The following is a 21,706-nucleotide window of genomic DNA, read 5'->3' on the forward strand; positions in this document are numbered from 1 at the left end:
TAGCAAGAAAAAGGGGAAGCGATCGCACAAGATCGAAAAGAGAGCGAACATGTAGGCAATGGCTTCGCACGGCGTGCGCATGTTGAGAAGGCCACTCAACCTGCTTAAAGGCAGACGCCGGTTGCGTTCATTGGGAAAGTAGCAAGAAAAAGGGGAAGCGATCGCACAAGATCGAAAAGAGAGCGAACATGTAGGCAATGGCTTCGCACGGCGTGCGCATGTTGAGAAGGCCACTCAACCTGCTTAAAGGCAGACGCCGGCTTCGCTCATTGCTAAAAGTACAGAAAAAAGGTAAAGATCGACCTTTTTTCTGTACTTTTACATAATTTAGTTTATTCGGGCCATACTAAGCTCGACATAGTAGTGCTCTTTTTATTGTTTTTCGTTATTTTTTGTTGACAAGAGCTTTGTCCGCTTGTTATAATTTTAAATTTGTTTGACGAAAAATGTAGAATGTGGTATACTACATATACAGTGAGGTGGGGTGTCGTAATGGCAAAAACGTTAATAGACATTAAGCGTGCGTTAGATGCTAACGTAGGAAAGAGAATTACGATTAAGGCAAATGGTGGTCGTCGAAAAACTTCTGAACGTTCTGGTCTTCTTGAAGAAACATACCCTTCAGTGTTTATCGTTAAATTAGATGAGAATCAAAATGCCTTTGAGCGAGTTTCTTATAGTTATGCTGATATTCTTACTGAAACAGTTGAACTGATGCTTTGTGAAGAAGGACTCGAATCGACTGTACTTAAAGCATAATCCTAGCCTAGATATAGACAAATATAACCCTCTGAGTTTTCTCTCAGAGGGTTATATTTGTTGAGATTAAGGCAAATACTAATTATGTCGCATTTAATGCGATGTTTTCTGACATCAGAAAAGGAGTTGTTGTGACATGAGTAGAAGAAGAGGGATCATGTCTGACCAATTCAAAGAAGAGCTAGCAAAGGAACTTGGATTTTACGAAACCGTTCAGAAAGAAGGCTGGGGTGGGATTCGTGCAAGGGATGCTGGTAATATGGTCAAAAGGGCAGTTGAAATAGCCGAACAACAACTTATTCAAAATCAGAACAAATAACACAGTGTAAAAAGGTGGCTGTCTCAAAAGCCGGAAACTAGGCGGGACTGTCTCAAAAGGTCAAATCAGATCTTTTGGGATAGTCCCTTTTTTAGAAACCAACGCTTTCGTTAAAAATAAATATGTTACGTCCTTTTTCTATCGACTGCTTTTGTTGTATGATAAAAGAACTTTACTAAAGAAAATACTACAGTGGTATGTTGGATAGACAAGTGGTAAAATAACGGAAGCATATGGATATAGAAGGTGACAAGTGTGAGATGTTCAATTAAAGCACCAGCAAAAATTAATTTGTCGCTAGATGCGCTCAGAAAACGGGATGATGGATTTCATGAAGTTGAAATGATCATGACCATGGTTGATCTAGCAGACAGAATTGATCTAACCGATACGGAAGATGGATTGATTAAAGTTGAAGTTTCTGAAGGCTTTGTTCCCAATGACCATCGTAACTTGGCTTATCAAGCAGCCAATTTATTAAAGATGCGTTATAACATTTCAAGAGGTGTTTCAATTTATATTACAAAGCGAATTCCTGTAGCTGCCGGGCTAGCTGGAGGTAGCAGTGATGCTGCAGCTACATTAAAAGGGTTAAATCAACTGTGGAATTTAGGATTGAGCCTGGATGATCTTGCTGATCTTGGGTCGGAAATTGGATCAGATGTATCGTTTTGTGTATACGGAGGAACGGCTCTTGCTACTGGACGTGGTGAAATTATTCAACCAATTGCAGCGCCACCACCATGTTGGGTGATTCTTGCAAAGCCTCCAATTGGTGTTTCAACGGCTGAAGTGTATAAGCGCTTAGACATTAATAAAGTCGAGCATGCCAATACTGAAGCAATGATTCAAGCAATTAACGAACAAAGTTTTGATGGGATTTGCAGGAATTTACATAATGTTCTCGAATCTGTAACACTTGATATGTATCCAGAAGTGAAGCATATAAAAGAACAGATGATTCGATTTGGAGCTGACGGTGTACTGATGAGTGGGAGTGGACCAACCGTTTTTGGTTTAGTTGAACACGAATCAAGGCTCCATCGCGTTTATAATGGGTTAAGAGGGTTTTGTCAGGATGTTTATGCTGTTCGATTGATTCGTTCAACTGACACTTGATAAAAACCGAACGAATGTGTTATATTAAAGGAAAATATTCGGTTTCGGTGGAGGTAGTATGAAAAAACTTAAACGTAGTGGTCGTCTAGTTGATATGACCTATTTTTTACTACAGCACCCACATGAAGTTATTTCATTGACTCATTTCTCCGAGCGCTACCAATCGGCTAAGTCATCGATCAGTGAGGACTTAGTGATCGTCAAGGAAATTTTTGAAGGAGAAGGATACGGATCGCTCCTTACGATATCAGGTGCTAGTGGTGGGGTGAAATTTATTCCACGTATTGATGCTCGACAAACTGAAGAGTTTGTAAACGAAGTGATTGAGCAATTGGCTGTACCTGAGAGAATCCTTCCGGGTGGGTACTTGTATATGATGGACTTGCTTGGTAACCCCAAGTTTATCCAACGTATGGGTCAAGTGTTTGCATCGTTATTAGCGAACCAAAAGATCGATGCTGTTTTAACAGTCGCAACAAAAGGGATACCTTTGGCCTATGCAGTAGGGCAATATTTAAATGTCCCTGTTAGTATCGTTAGACGTGATCATTTAGTAACAGAAGGTTCAATGGTTAGTATTAACTATGTATCAGGTTCTTCAAAAAGAATCCAAACGATGACCTTGGCGAGACGTAGTCTAGCACCTGGTTCACGTGTTTTCATTGTCGATGACTTTATGAAAGCTGGTGGAACGATTAGAGGAATGATGGATTTATTAGAGGAATTTCAAGCAGAGTTAGTTGGTATTGGTGTATTAGTTGAAACAGTCGGGGTTGAAGAACGCCTCGTAGATGAATACATGTCAATTACTAAATTGTCAGAAGTTGATGTAAGAAATAAAACAATTACCGTCGAACCAGGCAGCGTGTTAGATTTATTAAAAAACATGGAAGTGGAGGAGAGCAAATGAAGACAATTCATACGAACTTAGCCCCAGATGCAATAGGACCATATTCTCAAGGAGTAGTTGTAAACAATATGTTTTACAGCTCAGGTCAAATCCCATTAACGGCTGAAGGAGATTTAGTTCAAGGTACTGTTGAAGAACAAACGCATCAAGTTTTTAAAAACCTAAAGGCTGTATTAGATGAAGCCGGTGCCTCTTTGGAAACAGTTGTAAAAGCAACGGTATTTATCAAAGATATGAATGATTTTCCTCGTATTAATGATGTGTATGGCGAATATTTTAGCGCACATAAGCCAGCAAGGTCTTGTGTCGAAGTAGCTCGTCTTCCTAAAGATGTACTAGTTGAAATTGAAGTAATTGCATTAGTGAAGTAATCTAGAGGCTTTGGGGCTGGTAGGAAAGTGGATCATCACTCTATCAGCCTTTTTGGTGAAGAGTGCCTAGTTACATAATTTTCACAGTTTTTTCACTTTAAGTTTTTGTATGTAAGTGTTAAAAAGAATGCTGAATTTCAACAAAATGAAACCGCTTGCCTAGGGTGTGGCACCATTTTCCTTAAGATAAATATAGACGAGGAATGGTCCTTTTTAAATTGTCGAAAAAATTAATAAAAAATTGAAAAAACTTTTAGTGTTTTAGAAGGAATTACAGTAAAAAGAGAGAATTATGTTAGTAGAATAAACAAATATTAGGTGGTGGCCAACATGCAAGTAACAGATGTGAGATTACGACGAGTGAATACGGAAGGCCGGATGAGAGCAATAGCCTCTATTACGATTGACCATGAGTTTGTGGTACACGATATTCGCGTAATCGATGGCAATAATGGGTTATTTGTTGCAATGCCGAGCAAAAGAACCCCAGATGGCGAATTCCGTGACATTGCACACCCTATCTCTTCGCAAACAAGAGAAAAGATTCAAACAGCTGTTTTAACAGAATATGAAAAAGCAGGAGAGTACGACGAAGTTGAGTTTGAAGAAGCTGGAGCTTCCTAAGCACTAAAGAGTCCTATATAAAACAATAGGGCTCTTTTTTTGTTGAAAAAATAAGTCCTTCAAAAAGGTCATATGTAAGAGTTGTGTTCTAACCTAAGTCAAATAATGAAGGCCCTTTCACTAAGAAATGTAGGATAGAATTATTGACATTTATTGATGAATAGATATTTCCTTGAAAAGACCTCGATTTTAAGATATATTCGTAATGGAAAACGCTACACCTGGAGGGGAATTATGAGCAATCGTTATGCGGTTATTTTAGCAGCGGGTCAAGGCACAAGAATGAAGTCGAAATTATATAAAGTACTTCATCCAGTATGTGGGAAACCAATGGTTCAGCACGTTGTCGATCAAGTTTCTAGCCTAGGATTTGAAGAAAAGGTGACTGTTGTTGGATTTGGTGCTGAAGTGGTAAAAGAGCAATTAGGTGATGATGTCTCCTACGTTGTTCAAGAAGAACAGTTAGGCACTGGTCATGCTGTTATGCAAGCAGCCGACATTCTAGAAGGAAAAGAAGGTACAACGGTTGTACTTTGTGGTGATACACCGTTATTAACGTCTGAAACGATTGATCTTTTACTTACATGCCATACAAAAGAAAAGGCAAAGGCAACAATATTGACAGCTATGGCTGAAGATCCAACAGGATACGGGAGAGTGATTCGTAATAAAGAGGGTCTTGTTGAACGTATCGTCGAACATAAAGATGCTACAGAAGAAGAGCGCAACGTTCAGGAAATTAATACAGGAACCTACTGTTTTGATAACAGAGCTCTATTTGAAGCACTGAAAAAAGTTGGAAATGATAATGTTCAAGGAGAATACTATCTCCCTGACGTTATTGAGATACTAAAGAAAAGTGGAGAAATTATTTCTGCTTACCAAACACCTTCTTTTAACGAAACACTTGGTGTAAATGACAGAGTGGCATTGTCACAAGCTGAAACAATTATGAAGCGACGCACCAATGAACATTGGATGAGACAAGGAGTCACGATTATTGATCCTGATAATACTTATATTTCAGTTGATAGTAAGATTGGTCAGGATACAGTTCTTTATCCAGGAACGCATCTTCAAGGAGCCACAGTGATTGGAGATAATTGTACAATCGGTCCCAATACGGAAATAAAAGACAGTGAGATAGCAAATGATACGGTAATTCGCCAATCGGTTGTTTATAATAGTGTCGTTGGCAACAGTGTAACGATTGGTCCGTTTGCTCATATTCGCCCAGATTCTAAGATTTCGGATGATGTTCGTATTGGTAATTTTGTTGAAATTAAGAAATCTACGATGGAAAAAGGGAGCAAAGCATCCCATTTAAGTTATATTGGTGATGCAGAGGTTGGACGCAATGTCAACTTTAGCTGTGGAGCTGTAACGGTGAATTATGATGGTGTTAATAAATATAAAACAGTAATTGAAGACGGTGCTTTTATTGGTTGTAATGCAAATTTAATTGCTCCGGTAACAGTCGGGAAAGATGCGTTAGTAGCAGCTGGTTCGACGATTACTGATGATGTTCCAGGCGAATCGCTTTCAATTGCTCGAGCGAGACAAACGAATAAAAACGATTATTTAAAGAAAAAGTAAGTTTTTTACGATATGATAGTATTAAATAAGGTCAATTAGAATACCGGAGGGAAAAATTGTGGCTAAATATGGCGATCCTAGCTTAAAAGTTTTCACATTAAATTCAAATAAAGGGCTTGCTCACGAGATAACAGAACATATCGGTGTAACGATGGGGAAAAGTTCTGTTACTCGCTTTAGTGATGGAGAAGTGCAGATTAATATCGAAGAAAGTATTCGTGGTTGTGATGTTTATTTAATTCAATCTACGTCTGCACCTGCAAATGAACATATTATGGAATTGCTAATTATGATTGATGCATTGAAGCGTGCATCAGCACGTACAATTAATCTTGTTATTCCTTACTACGGCTATGCTCGTCAAGATCGTAAAGCACGCGCGCGAGAGCCAATTACGTCTAAGTTAGTTGCAAACTTATTTGAAACAGCTGGTGCAACAAGAGTTTTGACACTTGATTTACATGCTACTCAAATTCAAGGGTTTTTCGATATTCCTGTTGATCAGTTGATGGGTGTGCCGATCTTAGCAGATTATTTCGCTGAAAAACACTTAGATGATATCGTTATCGTTTCTCCTGACCATGGTGGTGTAGTACGTGCTCGTAAAATGGCTGATCGCCTAAAAGCACCAATTGCGATTATTGATAAACGCAGACCAAAGCCTAACGTTTCAGAAGTAATGAACATCGTCGGTAATATTGAAGGGAAAACAGCTATTATCATTGATGATATTATCGATACAGCAGGTACAATCACACTTGCAGCAAATGCTTTAGTAGAGCAAGGGGCAAAAGAGGTGTATGCATGCTGTACGCATCCGGTGTTATCAGGACCTGCAATGGAGCGTATTAACAACTCTAAAATTAAAGAACTTGTCGTAACCAATTCAATTGCTTTAGAAGATGAAAAGAAAAGTGAAAAGGTAACAGAGCTATCTGTTGCAGCTTTAATGGGTGAAGCAATTATTCGTGTTCACGAGCATCAATCTGTAAGTACATTGTTTGATTAAAATAAGTTGAATGCCAAGCTGAGCTTTAAAATGTAAAAATAAGGTTTAAATACTCTTATTAGGGGAACATATGATACAGAGTAGTAAAAACTAATTTTTGAGGTGATAGCTATGGCAACCGTTTTACAAGCAAATCCGAGAGATGACTTGAGAGGTTCAGCTACAAGAAAGATTCGCAAAGAAGGATATGTTCCTGCTATCTTGTACGGAAATAAAATTGATAGTCAACCTGTTGCAGTCGAGAGCGTTGAACTTCTTAAAACGGTAAGAGAAGTAGGGAAAAATGGTTTGTTTTCGCTTGAAGTCTCAGGCAAAAAGAAGCATCAAGTGTTAATTCATGATATGCAAATTGACCCTCTAAAAAATGAGTATTTACATATTGATTTCTTTGAGGTTGATATGACTTCTGAAATCGATGCTAATGTACCTGTACGTTTAACTGGTGAAGCACCAGGGGAGAAAGAAGGAGGTATGGTTTCACACTTATTGTATGAAATTAGTGTGAGATGTTTACCTGCAGATATCCCGGAAGAAATTACGGTTGACGTTTCTAACTTAACTATTGGCGACTCGATCCAAATTGCTGATATTCGTTCAACGGTTCCAGTTGAGATTACAAGTGAGGACGAGGAAACGATTGTAACGGTGCAGGTGCAAGCTGCTGAGCAAGAAAATGGTCAAGCTCCTGATGAGCAAGCTGAACAGGCAGAAGAAGCAGAAGAAGAGAAGTCTGAAGAAGAATAAGCGTAAGAGGGTGACTCAAAAATTAAGTGTCTAAGGCCTCCTTAGTAATTATAGATGAACGTAAGGTTCTATAATGGTGCTAGGGTTGGCAAGGCAACTTAGTGAGTCACTCTCTTTTTTAGAGCAATCTTAAATGCCTGACTTTCGTTGGTTGCATTCGTATGCTTGTGGGGAGCAGAACCTTTTGAGGAAGCTCTAACAATAAATTCAAGGGGATGTTCAAGTGAAATTAGTAGTAGGTCTTGGCAATCCAGGGCAAAAATATGCTGGTACCCGTCACAATGTAGGGTTTGATTGTATTGATTATTGTGCCGGCCAACTTGGAATAGAGCTAGATCAATCTAAGTTTAAAGGGGTTTATGGAAAAGGTGTGGTAAATGGAGAGAAGGTTATCCTTCTTAAACCACTTACATATATGAATTTATCAGGTGAAAGTGTTAGGCCACTAATGGACTATTTTGATATTGATGTGGAAGATATCGTAGTTATTTACGATGATATGGATTTACCGGTTGGAAAAATTCGTCTCCGTCAAAAAGGAAGTGCTGGTGGGCATAACGGAATTAAGTCACTTATTCAACATTTAGGAACTCAAGAATTTAAGAGAATACGGGTAGGGGTAGATCGGCCTCAAAATGGAGAATCAATTGTTAATTATGTTCTTAGTACATATCGTAAAGAGGAACGCGAACATGTTCAAGACTCAATTATCCAAACAGCAAAAGCAGTTGAAACGTGGATGTCTAAGTCTTTCCTTGAAGTTATGAATGAATTTAATTAAAATGATCGTATAGAGGACCTTTTTGCTGTAAATAATAATGAGTACTAACTTTAGCAAAAAGGGGGCTTCTGTCTTGGCCATTCATTATCAGTGCCGACATTGTAAGACAAGTCTTGGAGCAATTGAAAAAGAAATGAACTCAAAAGACTTAGGGTTTGATCATTTAACTAATTCAGAACGGACGGATTTGGTAACATATAGGGAGAATGGAGATGTCCATGTTCAAGCGATCTGCGAAGATTGTCACGAAGCTTTAACAAGAAACCCAGATCTTTATGAGCTAGAAAACCTTATTCAATAATTTAAGCAATAAAAGCTTTGGTTTATAACCAAAGCATTTTTCTATTAGCATGGCTTTAAGTTTCAACAACAATAAAGTGACATGAAAGAGAGACCTAAATGCATCTTTTTGATCACCCGCCTTTTTAGTGTAGAAGGTGGTTTTCCCTTTTTGAACAAACTCTCAAGCAGGAATCTAACCTTTTAGAAAGAATAGAGAAATGAGAGAGCGAATATGATTATAGAGAATATTGACGTATATAAGGGGTAAAAAGGTGAAGATGACAGAAGGTTATGAAAAAACAGGGGGAACATCATGTTAGGATTGCAACAATATTTTCGTGAAAGCGATGAGATAAAAGCGGTTTCAACTAGTTTAGATTCAAATATGAAAGAACAGCTGATTTCAGGGTTAACAGGCTCAGCTAGAACATTGTTTATGTCTTCACTCTATTTGGAGAAGAAAAGAACAATGCTTGTAGTGACACACAACCTTTATCAAGCACAAAAATTATATGATGATTTGGTTGGACTCTTAGATGAAAGCAGTGTCTTGTTATATCCTGTTAATGAGCTGATTTCAGCGGAAATAGCGATAGCAAGTCCAGAGATGAAGGCGCAACGAATTGATGTATTAAACAAACTTGTCCAGTCATTTCATGGGATCATTATTGCTCCACTAGCAGGGGTTAGACGTCAGCTTCCACCGACTCATATCTGGAAGGATTGCCAAATTGATATCGAAATAGGTAAGGATATCGGTGATATTTCGACATTTTTAGAGAAGTTAATAATGATGGGATTTCAGCGGGTCGATATGGTTTCATCACCTGGTGAAGTAAGTGTGCGTGGAGGAATTATTGATCTTTATCCATTGACTGAATCAGACCCGATTCGGATTGAATTGTTTGATACAGAAATCGATTCGATTCGAACGTTTGAGGTTGATAATCAAAGGTCAAAAGAAGAACGAAAAAAAGCTGTGATCGGTCCAGCGCAAGAAGTTCTGTTATACAAAGAGAATTATAAAAAGGCTGCAGAGCGATTACAAGAAGGATTAACAGCTTCACTTAAAAAAGTGAGAAAAAAAGAAACGAAAGAGAAATTGTCGCAAAACATTTCTTATGAAGTTAGTCAGCTAAAGCAACAAACAACCTTCCAAGGCATGTATAAATACATGTCGCTTTATTTTGAAGGTGAGCATTCCTTGTTCTCTTACTTACCAACGAACACAGTCATTGTAATGGATGAAGTTTCGAGAGTAAAAGAAATAGCCGATAACTTAGATAAGGAAGAAGCGGAGTGGAATACAGCATTATTGGAGCAAGGAGAAATCGTTCACGATGTGTCGATGTCGGTTCCAGTTTTTGAAGTTCTTAAAAGATCTGATTATCCGATTCTTTATTTATCACTTTTTTTGAAGCATGTAGCTGCGACAAATCCAGAAAATGTTGTAACGGTTGCGTGTAAATCGATGCAACAATTTCATGGACAATTAGAGTTACTTCAATCAGAAGTGAAAAGATGGGTTAAAGGCGGTCAAGCGCTTGTCTTTATTGCTGCTTCAAAGGATCGTGCAAACCGATTGTCATTAAATTTAGAAGATGAAGGAATTGATACGAGAGTCATTGAACAAGCAACGGAACTCGTTACAGGCCAAGTTCAGATTATGGTCGGCAATTTGCAATCTGGATTTGAACTTCCTTCAAGTAAGCTTGTTGTTATAACAGAGGAAGAAGTATTTGCAAAAAAACAACCGAAAAGGCCACAACGAAAGCAAGCAATTTCAAATGCAGAAAGAATTAAAAGTTATTCAGAGCTTAAAGTCGGGGACTTAATTGTTCACACGAATCATGGTGTTGGGAAATATTTAGGAGTAGAAACACTTGAGATTAATGGACTTCATAAAGACTATCTGCACCTGCGTTATGCTGGTAATGACAAGCTCTATGTCCCGGTTGAGCAAATTGATCAGGTGCAAAAGTATGTAGGATCTGAAGAAAAGGATCCGAAAATTTACGCGCTCGGTGGGAATGATTGGAAAAAGGTTAAAAAGAAGGTACAATCCTCTGTTGAGGATATTGCCGATGATTTAATCAAGCTTTATGCAGAACGTGAAGCGAGCGTTGGGTTTGCCTTTTCTGAGGACGGAAATGAGCAGAGCGAGTTTGAAGCATCATTTCCTTATGAAGAAACAGAAGATCAATTACGGGCGATTGCAGAAATTAAAGAGGATATGGAAAAGACTCGTCCAATGGACCGACTGTTGTGTGGCGATGTTGGGTATGGAAAAACAGAAGTCGCAATACGTGCTGCATTCAAAGCAATCATGGATGGGAAGCAAGTGGCGATACTCGTACCAACCACGATTTTAGCTCAGCAACATTATGAGACCATCAAAGAAAGATTTTCTGATTTTCCAATAAACATTGGAGTTTTAAGTAGATTCCGTTCTAGAAAGGAACAAAATGAAACATTAAAAGGTGTTAAGGCTGGTTCGGTTGATCTGGTTGTGGGTACCCATCGGTTGCTATCAAAAGATCTTGTTTTTAAAGACTTAGGGTTACTTATCGTCGATGAAGAGCAACGATTTGGTGTAACACATAAAGAGAAGATTAAACGTTTAAAGGCAAATATTGATGTTCTTACATTGACAGCAACGCCGATTCCAAGGACGTTGCATATGTCAATGCTTGGCGTGCGTGATTTGTCGGTTATTGAGACTCCTCCTGAAAATCGTTTTCCTGTTCAAACCTATGTGGTTGAATACAATGCAGCCTTAATTCGTGAGGCTATTGAGCGGGAGATGAGCCGTGGTGGACAAATATATTTCCTATATAATCGGGTAGAAGATATCGAACGAATGACAGAACAACTATCGATGCTTGTTCCAGATGCGCGTATTAGCTATGCACATGGTCAAATGAACGAGCGAGAGTTAGAAACAATTATGCTTGATTTCCTGGAAGGAAATAGCGATGTTTTAGTTACAACAACCATTATTGAGACTGGTGTGGACATTCCAAATGTAAATACATTAATTATTTATGGTGCCGACCGAATGGGACTTTCACAGTTATACCAAATTCGAGGCCGTGTTGGAAGGTCAAATCGTGTAGCTTATGCATATTTTACCTATCAACGCGATAAAGTATTAACGGAAGTTGCTGAAAAACGCCTGCAAGCGATAAAAGAATTTACTGAGCTTGGCTCAGGGTTTAAAATAGCGATGCGTGATTTAACAATTCGGGGTGCAGGTAATTTATTAGGCGCTCAGCAACATGGATTTATTGAGTCAGTTGGGTTTGATCTATACTCCCAAATGTTAAAAGAAGCGATTGAGGAAAGAAAAGGAGATAAGCCAAAGGAACCTCCTTTCCAAGTAGATCTAGATGTGAAAATTGATGCATATATTCCTGAGTCTTACATTGGAGATGCAAAGCAAAAGATTGAAATGTATAAAAGATTTAAAGGTTCTGAAGCTGTTAGTGATTTAACCGACCTAAGAGATGAAATGTTTGATCGTTTCGGTGAATATCCAAAACAAGTAGACTTCTTATTGCGATTAACTCATATTAAGTTAGTTGCTAATCAGGAGAAGGTTGAACAAATTACAGAAGTAAAGGATCAAATTGAAATGATCCTTTCAGAAGAGACATCCCAGAGACTAGACGGGGCAAAATTGTTTGAAGTAGCCCATAATCTTGGTCGGGAAGTGATTTTAGGAACTTCAGGCGAGAAAATTAAATTTGTCATTAAAACAAAATCATTAAGTGATGAACAAGTTTTATTATTCATTGAGAAGATCATTCATAGCCTTCAAGACGCAAAAAAATAAGTCTTTCTTCTAATTATTGGGATAGCTGGAAGTATTGTACTGCCAAACAAATTCATGGATTGGTGAATAGTTCTTTTTTTACGAAAGATACTATAGTCAAGAAAAGAAATGGTTATTTTCTTACCACTTACCATCAAGTGAATACATCATTAGAAAGTGAGGCAATACAGTATGAAAGCTACAGGAATCGTACGTCGTATTGATGATTTAGGACGGGTTGTTATCCCGAAAGAAATCAGGAGAACACTTCGCATCCGAGAAGGAGATCCTCTCGAGATTTTCGTAGATCGTGATGGCGAAGTGATTTTAAAGAAATACTCACCTATTTCTGAACTAGGTGATTTCGCTAAGGAATATGCAGAAGCACTTTATGATAGTCTAAATCATAATGTTTTGATTGCTGATCGTGATACATTTATTGCGGTTGCGGGAGCTTCAAAAAAAGAGTTCTCTAATAAAGGTATTGGTGAAATTGTTGAAAAAGTAATGGATGAGAGAAAAACGAAAGTAGAAACAAGTCCTGGCGAGTATAATCTTGTTGGTGATCATGCTGAAGACCTTAAAGGGTATGTAATCACACCTATTATTGCAAACGGTGACCCAATCGGTGCCGTAGCAATCTTCAGTAAAGAGGAAGAGTTATCAGGTACCATTGAACAAAAACTAGCTGAAACTGCTGCAAGCTTTTTAGCTAGACAAATGGAACAATAGAATAGATTGGAATAAAGCTCGTCTCCTTATTTAAGGTGGCGAGCTTTATTTTGTAACTGTGCTTGTTTCTACAACATTACAAATGGATATGATAAGATGATGGAAAGAAAGGTGAGAATCATGTGAAGAATCAAGATATCTTGAAAGGGGTAGCATTATTATCTGTTGCAGCATTGCTTGCAAAGGTACTAAGTGCAGCGTATCGTATCCCTTATCAAAACTTAGCCGGTGATCTCGGGTATTATGTGTATCAGCAAGTTTACCCTCTCTATGGAATTGTGATGGTGCTTGCGATGTATGGGTTTCCTGTTGTTTTATCTAAGCATAGAGCTGAGCTTCTAGCAGTGGGGAAAAAACAAGAAGCGAGAAAAGTAACAAGCTTGCTTTTTTATGCATTGCTAATTGTAGCTGCTCTTACTTGGGCTTTTTTGTATTTTTTGGCACCTACCATTGCAGGTATAATGGGAGATAAGCTTCTAGAAAACGTGATTCAAGCAATGAGTTTTGTCGTCTTTTTGTTGCCATTTTTAAGTCTAGGAAGAGGGCACCATCAAGGAGAAGGAGAGCTTGTTTCAACGGCTGTATCCCATATAGCAGAACAATTTGTCAGAGTGTTGCTTATTTTAGGACTCACCTATCTATTTGTAAATGCAGGATTTGACGCATATGCAGTTGGTACAGGTGCAGCCTACGGTTCCTTTTTTGGAGGCGTTATCGGAATTATCGTTTTATTGTTGTTAACAAAAGCAGCATGGATGAGGCAATTGATTCACCCTATTCACCTCCTTTCCAAAAAAATGCTCAAGCAAAACATACATATAATGAAACAAAGCTTGTTTATTTGCTTAAGTGCGCTCATGTTTGTACTACTTCAATTAGTTGATGCCTTTACGATTGTCCGACTCTTACAATCGAGTGGATTTGAATCAGTGGAAGCATTTCAAGCCAAAGGTGTCTTTGATCGTGGACAGCCTTTAATTCAATTAGGAACAGTGTTGACGACTACTTTGTCTTTAGCACTAGTACCAATGTTATCAAAGGCTGTTACAGAGAAGAATTTGCAGACTGCTAAAGACTTTCAGCAGCTTTCCTATCGTTTGACTTTTTTAATTGGAGGAGCTGCTACGGTTGGGCTTATGATTATAATTGAACCGACCAACCACATGCTGTTTACCGATACGAGCGGAACCAATGTATTGCGTATTTTAAGTTTGGCCATTTTGTTTTCAACCTTTTTTGTGACGCTATCAGCCGTGTTACAAGGTTATAACTTAGCCTATGCCCCTGCCATTGCTGTAGGAATAGGCGTCATCGTGAAACTATTGTTAAATTTTTTATTGGTTCCAATGTTCGGGACAACAGGTGCAGCTTGGTCTACAGTTATATCAATTATGATAATGGTTAGCTATTTGCTCATCATACTAAGAAGAAATCATCATTTATTTTTTGGTCGTTTCTTGTTTTTCAGTAGGATTTTCTACGTGCTAATCGCTATGGGGCTTGCTGCAGCATTATGGAAAAATGGTGTAACGTTTATTCTACCAACTGCAAGTAGAGGCATAGACGCTGTTATTGCTCTATCATCAGTAGGTATTGGTGGTTTGGTTGTAGCAAGTTGTTTGTTTTTATTTCCGATTTTTACAGAAGAAGAATGGAGCAAAATACCGAAAATAAATAAAATAAGACTACGCTTGGTTAAAAGGAGAAGGTAACCATATGAAAATAAATGTAATCGGATTAGGTGCAGGAGATCTAGAGCAGATGCCTCTTGGGGTTTATCGTCATCTTATCAATCAAAAGAGATTGTATGTTCGAACGAGCGACCACCCTGCATTGTTGGAACTTCAACAAGAAGGTGTACAATATCAATCCTTTGATCCTATTTATGAACAATATGATGAGTTTGAAGCAGTGTATTTGGCGATTGTTGACCAACTAATTCAGTTTGCAAAAGAGGAAACAGAACTTACCTATGCAGTACCTGGTCACCCTTTTGTTGCAGAAAGAACGATCCAACTTCTTTTAGAAAGAAGCAAAACAGAAACGTTTGAATTAAACTTTTTAGGTGGACAAAGTTTTCTCGATGGAATGTATACAGCTTTACAAATTGACCCCATTGAAGGATGCCAAATTGTTGATGGAACCTCACTTAAAAGGGATGAATTAGAATTAACTCATCACATGATTATCGTTCAAGTGTATGATGCAATGATTGCCTCTGAAGTGAAGTTAACATTAATGGAACGCCTTCCTGATGATTATGAAGTGATGATTGCTACAGCGGTTGGTTCCAAAGAAGAACAACTTATCAAAGTTCCATTGTATGAATTAGATCGTGTAACAACGCTTAATAATTTAACAGCTGTATATGTGCCACCTGTAGAAGAAGAAAAAGATCTTTACGGTGAATTTTCGAAGCTGCGCGAAGTGATTGCGACATTAAGAGGTCCAAATGGGTGTCCATGGGATCAAAAACAAACACATGAATCGCTAAAAAAGTATTTTGTTGAAGAAGTATATGAAGTACTTGAGGCAATTGATAATGAAGATGATGAACATTTAATTGAAGAACTTGGAGATGTTCTGCTTCAAATTATGCTGCACTCACAAATTGGTGAAGATGAAGGCTTTTTCTCAGTACGGGATGTTATTTATGGAGTGACGGAAAAAATGGTTCGGAGACATCCACATGTCTTTGGTGAAGTAACCGTAAATGACGCCGATGAAGTGGTGACTAACTGGGATGAAATTAAGAAGCAAGAAAAAGGAAAAGTTGATGATCAGTCGATTTTAGCTGGTATACCTAAAGGATTACCTGCTTTAATGGAGGCAACAAAGCTTCAAAAGAAAGCGGCAAAAGTAGGATTTGATTGGGATGACGCAGCACCAATGTGGATGAAATTGCAAGAAGAACTCGGAGAATTTATGGTGGAAATGAAGATTGGCAACCGTGACAAAATGCAAAAGGAATTAGGTGATATTCTTTTTGTTATTGTGAATTTAGCTAGGTATTATAAAATTGATGCAGAAGATGCCTTGCAAACAACAAATCGCAAATTCAAAAGCCGATTTCATCATATAGAGTCTTCTGTACAAGCCGAAGGGAAAGCACTTAGAGACATGTCATTAAAAGAACTTGATGACAAATGGGACGAAGCAAAAAAACTCGAACGACGATAAGGGGGATTGGAAATGCGTTTAGATAAGTTTTTAAAAGTATCACGTTTAATTAAACGACGTACGTTGGCTAAAGAAGTGTGTGATCAAGGACGTATCACAATTAACGGCCAAGTTGCAAAAGCTGGTTCTGTGGTTAAGGCAGGAGATGAATTAGTAATTCGTTTTGGTCAGAAGCTTGTAACCGTTCAGATTGATAACATTCGTGAGGTTGTCAGAAAAGATGAAGCTGCGTCAATGTACACGATAGTTAGCGAAACCCCAGTTTCATAAGTGACAAAAACAATAGGCTTGTTCTATTTCGAAGCCCTTCTTCATAAACTGCTATGAAAGCATATGGAGGAGGGATTTTTCGATGGATCAGCATTATGAATTTGGCACACCGATGGGTCGTGACAGAAAGAATAACGATCACGATGTTATCTTAAAAGCAAGAAGACAATTAGATATCACAGGGGTAAAACAAGTAGAGAGTTTTGATAATGAAGAATTTCTTTTAGAGACAGTAATGGGCTTTCTATCCGTACGTGGTCAAAACTTGCATATGAAGAACTTGAACGTAGAGCAAGGAATTGTATCAATTGAAGGAAAGGTTTATGACTTAATTTATCTAGATCAAAATCAAGAAGGTAACTCAAAAGGTTTCTTCGGGAAGTTGTTTAAGTGACGTTAACAGTGCAATTCTATACGATGCTATCAATGGCTGCGATGGGTATATATATCGGTGCAGCTATTGATACGTATGGGAGGTTCATTCGTAATCGTAGCAAACATTCTTTCAATTGGCTTCTTGCATGCAACGATCTTTTATTCTGGCTCGTACAGGCTCTTATTGTATTTTATGTATTGTTTCAAACAAATCACGGTGAGATACGGGTATATATCTTTTTAGCTTTGCTTTGTGGGTTTGCAGCCTATCAATCATTATTTCGCTCATTTTATCAAAGGCTACTAGAACGTATCATTTTAAAATCCATCCAATTATATCGTCTAACAATTAGGCTGGTCACAATATTCTTTATCAACCCAGTTAAGTACTTATTGAAACTACTCTATTCCTTATGTATTATGGTATTATCAGCTTGTTTAACTGTTCTGTTATTCTTACTTCGCCTAATTTGGAAACCTTTAAGATGGATGTTGTTCCTTTTGTATAAATGGACAGGGCTGAACAAGCAAGTGAATAAAATTAAGCCCATTTTACAAAAAATAAAGGGTTTTTTCCAATCCATGAGGAAGAAGAAAGAATAAGGGGTGATTAATGATGGCAGCAAAACGAACGTCTAGAGTGCGAGAGATAGATAAATCCTATATCAAACAACGTGAGCAAGAATTGGAACTCGAAGCAAAAAAGCGTCGAGGGCTTGTTCGTAGGTTAAGTGTTCTAGGGATTGTAATCTTAACTTTAGCGAGTGTCAGTTTTGTGTCAATCTTTGCCCAGGCAAACTCCATCGAAGAGAAGCGGCAAGAAAAAGCCATGCTCGAAGAGGAGCTTGAACAGTTGAAGCTTGAGGAACAACACTTGCTGGAGGATATTGAGAATTATAATAATCTTGATTATATTGCTGAAATTGCTAGGCGAGATTATTTCTTATCAAAACCAGGAGAAACTTTGTTTAAATTACCTGAATCACCGTCAAATTGACACGCTTTTTTCCATTCGGGTATAATATAAAAAATGAACATTTTCAGATTTCTTAAGGAGGATCTATTTTTTCATGTCAATCGAAGTAGGCAGCAAGTTACAGGGTAAGGTTACAGGAATCACTCATTTTGGTGCATTTGTAGAGCTGCCGGGTGGTTCTACAGGCCTTGTACACATTAGCGAAGTCGCTGATAATTATGTTAAGGACATCAATGAGTTTTTAAGTGTCGGGGACGAAGTAACAGTCAAGGTAGTAAATGTTGAATCAGATGGTAAAATTGGACTTTCAATTCGTAAAGCAGTTGATCGCCCTGAGCGTCCAGCAGCTCCTGAACGACCAGCTCGTTCGGATCGTCCAGATCGTCCTAGTCGTCCTTATAACAATTCTCGTCCAAATCGTCCTCAAGGCGGAGGTCGCCCTCAAGGTGGGGGCAATCGAGGACCAAGACCTAACCAAGCACGTCCGTCTTTATCTTTTGAAGACAAAATGAGTCGTTTCTTAAAGGATAGCGAGGAGCGCATCTCAACATTGAAGCGTCAAACAGAATCGAAGCGTGGAGGTCGAGGCGCCCGTCGAGGATAACTTGCTGCTCTCATGAGAGGACATATAGAAGAGAAGGTGGCGTACTGGAGTCTGGCCTTGTTAGGTTACTAACGGGTTAGAAACCAGCACGTCACTTTTTTTATTTTTGTAGAAATAGCCTTAAGAGAAATAACTCGAAAATAGTAATTGACTTTTAAACGTCATGTTAGTATACTAATAAATGTCGCAATTGACGTATTTGGCGGTGTAGCTCAGCTGGCTAGAGCGTACGGTTCATACCCGTGAGGTCGGGGGTTCGATCCCCTCCGCCGCTACCAAATAATACATATTCTAACCTGTACTCTTTTGAGTGCAGGTTTTTTTAGTGAGATCATCCAAAAGACGAACTACCCTTTTGGATGATCTCACTAAGCAATGAGCGAAACTGCCATGCTAAAAAGAAAGCCCCGGCGAAACCCATTGCTTCAAGAGATACATTCCAAAGGGAAGCCTACCCTTTGGAATGTATCTCTTTTTTTCTCCATAGAGTGCAATTATTTACCATAATAATGGTTTCTGTGATGAGTCTAGTAGCGTTCTGTAGCTTTTACTATATTATTGAGACGAAAGAAGTCGAACGTTTTTTGGTATTCGCCCTGCGATTTTGACAAAAAATGAAAGTCTATCTGCTTATAATGAAGTTACGAATAAAACTAGGGTGGTGGATGTTGTGATTCAGAAATTAACAAAGGAATGGACGGAACCCGCTGAAGGTGGAAATAGCATTCGTAACAAGTGGACAAATGTTGCTAAGGGGACTACGGATAAGGTTGGCTCTTTAATGAAGGTTGCTTTTTATCAATATGGGTTATTGATTGCTATAGTTGGTTTTCTGCTTGGACGTGCAATGATTTTATCTGAACTTACACCATTTGTTTTACCTTTCTTAGCAGCAATCTATTTGCTGAAAAGGGAGCGTGCTCCAATTGCAGCGTTGTCGTTAGTTGCAGGGGCTCTGACTGGCTATCATGGACAAGTGATATTTGTGATTTTAGCTATTATTGCCTATGTACTCTTACAAAAGGTAGTAGCAAAATATGTCTACGATATGACAAAGGCTCTTCCGTATACCGTTTTTGCTGCTAGTATCGTGACACGCTTAGCAATTGTCTTTTTCTTAGAAGGTACGATCACAAACTATGCTTTAATGATGGCAACGGTTGAGGCAGGATTAAGTTTTATTTTGACGATGATTTTCGTGCAAAGTGTCCCAATTGTGACTTCGCGAAAGATTAAGCATCCATTACGGAATGAAGAAATTGTATGTTTAATCATTCTACTTGCTTCTGTCATGACTGGTACGGTAGGTTGGATCATTTATGATATGACAGTAGAGCATGTACTTGCTAGGTACTTAGTGCTTGCTTTTGCCTTTGTAGGTGGTGCGGCAATTGGATCAACCGTTGGTGTTGTAACAGGGCTTATCCTAAGTTTGGCCAGTGTTGCCAGCCTCTATCAAATGAGTTTACTAGCTTTTGCCGGGTTATTAGGTGGTCTTCTGAAAGAAGGAAAAAAAGTCGGTGTTGGGATTGGTTTGCTTGTTGGAACTCTATTAATAGGTTTATACGGAGAAGGAGCTACTCAAGTATCGATTACATTAATGGAATCAATGGTAGCGATTCTCATATTCTTTTTAACACCGAAAAGCGTATTTTCACATCTGGCCAGATACATTCCGGGTACGGTGGAACACTCAAAAGAACAGCAGCAATATTTACGGAAGATCCGTGATGTAACAGCTGGCAGAGTAGAGCAATTTTCTACTCTATTTCAAACACTCTCAAATAGTTTTCAAACGCCGGCCCAGATATCTAACAATGAAGATGAAGAAAGAGAAATTGACTTCTTTTTAAGTAATGTGACTGAAAAAACATGTCAAACATGTTTTAAAAAGGAACGGTGTTGGGTTCAGAACTTTACTAAAACATATGATTCCATGCAAAGAATTATGACTGAAACCGAAGAATATGGTGAAATTAGAGACCAAGTATTCTTGGCTGACTGGAAGAAATCATGCATTAAACCAGAGAAAGTGATCCAGGCCATTCGCAATGAACATGGACAATATCAAGCTAACCAAAAGCTAAAACGTCAAGTAATGGAGAGTCGTAAATTAGTGGCTGATCAACTATTAGGTGTTTCTCGGGTTATGGGTGACTTTGCAAAAGAAATTCAAAAAGAAAAGGAGTCCCACCATTATCAAGAAGAACAAATGCTAGACGCATTAAGAGAAATGGGATTTGAAGTTGGTCACATTGATATATATAGCTTAGAAAAAGGGAATTTAGAAATTGAAATGAGTATATCAGCCGATAATGGTCACGGCCAATGTGAAAAGGTGATTGCTCCTATTCTATCTGACTTATTAGGTGAGAATGTTATTGTAAAAAATGAAGATTATGGTTTTTATCCTAATGGATATAGTCATGTATCATTTGGGTCAGCAAAAAAATTCATCATTGATACAGGTGTGGCCCATGTTGCAAAAGGAGGGGCTTGGGTTTCCGGTGACTGCTACTCGACGATTGAACTCGGTTCTGGAAAATATGCAATAGCGATTAGTGACGGAATGGGTAATGGTGAGAGAGCTCATCTTGAAAGCAATGAAACTCTGCAATTGTTGCAAAAGGTTCTACAATCAGGAATTGAGGAAACAGTAGCTATTAAATCAGTAAATTCTATCCTTTCATTACGGACAACAGATGAGGTCTTTTCTACACTTGATCTAGCGATGGTTGACCTTCAAGATGCAACAACTAGATTTTTAAAAATTGGATCAATCCCAAGCTTTATTAGACGAGGAAATCAAGTATTAAAAGTGGAAGCTAGTAACCTACCTATGGGAATGATTCAAGAGTTTGATGTCGATGTTGTCAGCGAACAGCTTAAGGCTGGGGATATTCTCGTCATGATGAGCGATGGCATTTACGATGCACCACGTCACGTTGAGAACAAAGAGATGTGGATGAAACGTATGTTAAGCGAAATACAAACAGATGACCCACAAGAAATAGCAGACGTTATTTTAGAAAAGATTATTCGTGATGAACAAGGGAGCATAGACGATGACATGACTGTGATCGTTGCAAAAGTTAAACGAAATACACCGAAATGGTCTGCAATACCATTATACAAGTCTCCTAAATTAGTGAAAAAAAGAGGGAAGAAGAAATCTTCATAATGTGAATGTATAAAACCTCCGAGGCTAGTGAATGATGGTAACATTCAGACTACTTGGAGG

General features: G+C 38.4%; 21 protein-coding genes and 1 tRNA gene. All 22 read left to right on the plus strand.

Going from position 1 to position 21,706, the window contains the following annotated elements; translation table 11 throughout:
- Positions 1 to 492 precede the first annotated feature (492 nt).
- The gene (veg, locus tag AC1FXZ_RS20260) at positions 493 to 759 is read left to right on the plus strand and encodes a biofilm formation stimulator Veg (RefSeq protein ID WP_480057042.1); all 267 of its coding nucleotides are present in this window, start codon (positions 493 to 495) and stop codon (positions 757 to 759) included.
- Between the two features lie 136 nt (positions 760 to 895).
- Complete coding sequence (locus tag AC1FXZ_RS20265) at positions 896 to 1,078, plus strand: small, acid-soluble spore protein, alpha/beta type (protein ID WP_480057044.1); 183 nt, start codon at positions 896 to 898, stop codon at positions 1,076 to 1,078.
- Between the two features lie 255 nt (positions 1,079 to 1,333).
- A complete protein-coding gene (gene ispE / locus AC1FXZ_RS20270; RefSeq protein WP_480057046.1) occupies positions 1,334 to 2,197 on the plus strand; it encodes a 4-(cytidine 5'-diphospho)-2-C-methyl-D-erythritol kinase in 864 nt (287 codons plus the stop codon).
- A 58-nt stretch (positions 2,198 to 2,255) separates the two neighbouring features.
- Entirely contained in the window at positions 2,256 to 3,107 is an 852-nt protein-coding gene (gene purR / locus AC1FXZ_RS20275; protein ID WP_480057048.1) for a pur operon repressor, read from the plus strand.
- Positions 3,104 to 3,478, plus strand: coding sequence for a RidA family protein (locus AC1FXZ_RS20280; protein WP_480057050.1), 375 nt, complete (start codon positions 3,104 to 3,106; stop codon positions 3,476 to 3,478). Before purR ends, AC1FXZ_RS20280 begins: the two co-directional genes overlap by 4 nt.
- A 330-nt stretch (positions 3,479 to 3,808) precedes the next feature.
- Complete coding sequence (gene spoVG / locus AC1FXZ_RS20285; RefSeq protein WP_480057052.1) at positions 3,809 to 4,102, plus strand: septation regulator SpoVG; 294 nt, start codon at positions 3,809 to 3,811, stop codon at positions 4,100 to 4,102.
- 234 nt (positions 4,103 to 4,336) lie between these two features.
- The gene (gene glmU / locus AC1FXZ_RS20290) at positions 4,337 to 5,698 is read left to right on the plus strand and encodes a bifunctional UDP-N-acetylglucosamine diphosphorylase/glucosamine-1-phosphate N-acetyltransferase GlmU (RefSeq protein ID WP_480057054.1); all 1,362 of its coding nucleotides are present in this window, start codon (positions 4,337 to 4,339) and stop codon (positions 5,696 to 5,698) included.
- A 58-nt stretch (positions 5,699 to 5,756) separates the two neighbouring features.
- A complete protein-coding gene (locus tag AC1FXZ_RS20295; protein WP_480057056.1) occupies positions 5,757 to 6,707 on the plus strand; it encodes a ribose-phosphate diphosphokinase in 951 nt (316 codons plus the stop codon).
- A 111-nt stretch (positions 6,708 to 6,818) separates the two neighbouring features.
- Positions 6,819 to 7,451: a 50S ribosomal protein L25/general stress protein Ctc gene (locus AC1FXZ_RS20300; RefSeq protein WP_480057057.1), complete on the plus strand. Its 633-nt coding sequence runs from the start codon at positions 6,819 to 6,821 to the stop codon at positions 7,449 to 7,451.
- 223 nt (positions 7,452 to 7,674) lie between these two features.
- Positions 7,675 to 8,232, plus strand: coding sequence for an aminoacyl-tRNA hydrolase (pth, locus tag AC1FXZ_RS20305; RefSeq protein ID WP_480057059.1), 558 nt, complete (start codon positions 7,675 to 7,677; stop codon positions 8,230 to 8,232).
- A 73-nt stretch (positions 8,233 to 8,305) separates the two neighbouring features.
- Positions 8,306 to 8,533, plus strand: a complete 228-nt coding sequence (fin, locus tag AC1FXZ_RS20310) for an anti-sigma-F factor Fin (RefSeq protein ID WP_480057061.1) — start codon at positions 8,306 to 8,308, stop codon at positions 8,531 to 8,533.
- A 294-nt stretch (positions 8,534 to 8,827) separates the two neighbouring features.
- Entirely contained in the window at positions 8,828 to 12,349 is a 3,522-nt protein-coding gene (gene mfd / locus AC1FXZ_RS20315; RefSeq protein ID WP_480057062.1) for a transcription-repair coupling factor, read from the plus strand.
- Between the two features lie 171 nt (positions 12,350 to 12,520).
- The gene (gene spoVT / locus AC1FXZ_RS20320; protein WP_480057064.1) at positions 12,521 to 13,060 is read left to right on the plus strand and encodes a stage V sporulation protein T; all 540 of its coding nucleotides are present in this window, start codon (positions 12,521 to 12,523) and stop codon (positions 13,058 to 13,060) included.
- Between the two features lie 122 nt (positions 13,061 to 13,182).
- A complete protein-coding gene (locus AC1FXZ_RS20325; RefSeq protein ID WP_480057066.1) occupies positions 13,183 to 14,772 on the plus strand; it encodes a putative polysaccharide biosynthesis protein in 1,590 nt (529 codons plus the stop codon).
- A 4-nt stretch (positions 14,773 to 14,776) separates the two neighbouring features.
- Complete coding sequence (gene yabN, locus AC1FXZ_RS20330) at positions 14,777 to 16,240, plus strand: bifunctional methyltransferase/pyrophosphohydrolase YabN (RefSeq protein ID WP_480057068.1); 1,464 nt, start codon at positions 14,777 to 14,779, stop codon at positions 16,238 to 16,240.
- A gap of 12 nt (positions 16,241 to 16,252) precedes the next feature.
- Positions 16,253 to 16,510: an RNA-binding S4 domain-containing protein gene (locus AC1FXZ_RS20335; protein WP_480057070.1), complete on the plus strand. Its 258-nt coding sequence runs from the start codon at positions 16,253 to 16,255 to the stop codon at positions 16,508 to 16,510.
- Positions 16,511 to 16,592: 82 nt separating this feature from the next.
- Complete coding sequence (gene yabP, locus AC1FXZ_RS20340; protein WP_480057072.1) at positions 16,593 to 16,904, plus strand: sporulation protein YabP; 312 nt, start codon at positions 16,593 to 16,595, stop codon at positions 16,902 to 16,904.
- Entirely contained in the window at positions 16,901 to 17,488 is a 588-nt protein-coding gene (yabQ, locus tag AC1FXZ_RS20345) for a spore cortex biosynthesis protein YabQ (RefSeq protein WP_480057074.1), read from the plus strand. The genes yabP and yabQ overlap by 4 nt, the downstream gene beginning before the upstream one ends.
- Positions 17,489 to 17,501: 13 nt before the next feature.
- Complete coding sequence (locus tag AC1FXZ_RS20350; RefSeq protein ID WP_480057076.1) at positions 17,502 to 17,882, plus strand: FtsB family cell division protein; 381 nt, start codon at positions 17,502 to 17,504, stop codon at positions 17,880 to 17,882.
- A gap of 73 nt (positions 17,883 to 17,955) precedes the next feature.
- Complete coding sequence (locus tag AC1FXZ_RS20355) at positions 17,956 to 18,465, plus strand: S1 domain-containing RNA-binding protein (protein WP_480057078.1); 510 nt, start codon at positions 17,956 to 17,958, stop codon at positions 18,463 to 18,465.
- A gap of 201 nt (positions 18,466 to 18,666) precedes the next feature.
- Positions 18,667 to 18,743 (plus strand) — tRNA-Met (locus AC1FXZ_RS20360).
- A 395-nt stretch (positions 18,744 to 19,138) separates the two neighbouring features.
- A complete protein-coding gene (gene spoIIE / locus AC1FXZ_RS20365) occupies positions 19,139 to 21,646 on the plus strand; it encodes a stage II sporulation protein E (protein WP_480057114.1) in 2,508 nt (835 codons plus the stop codon).
- The last annotated feature ends 60 nt before the right edge of the window (positions 21,647 to 21,706 follow it).

The organism is Halalkalibacter sp. HAAS-P014 (assembly GCF_056619965.1).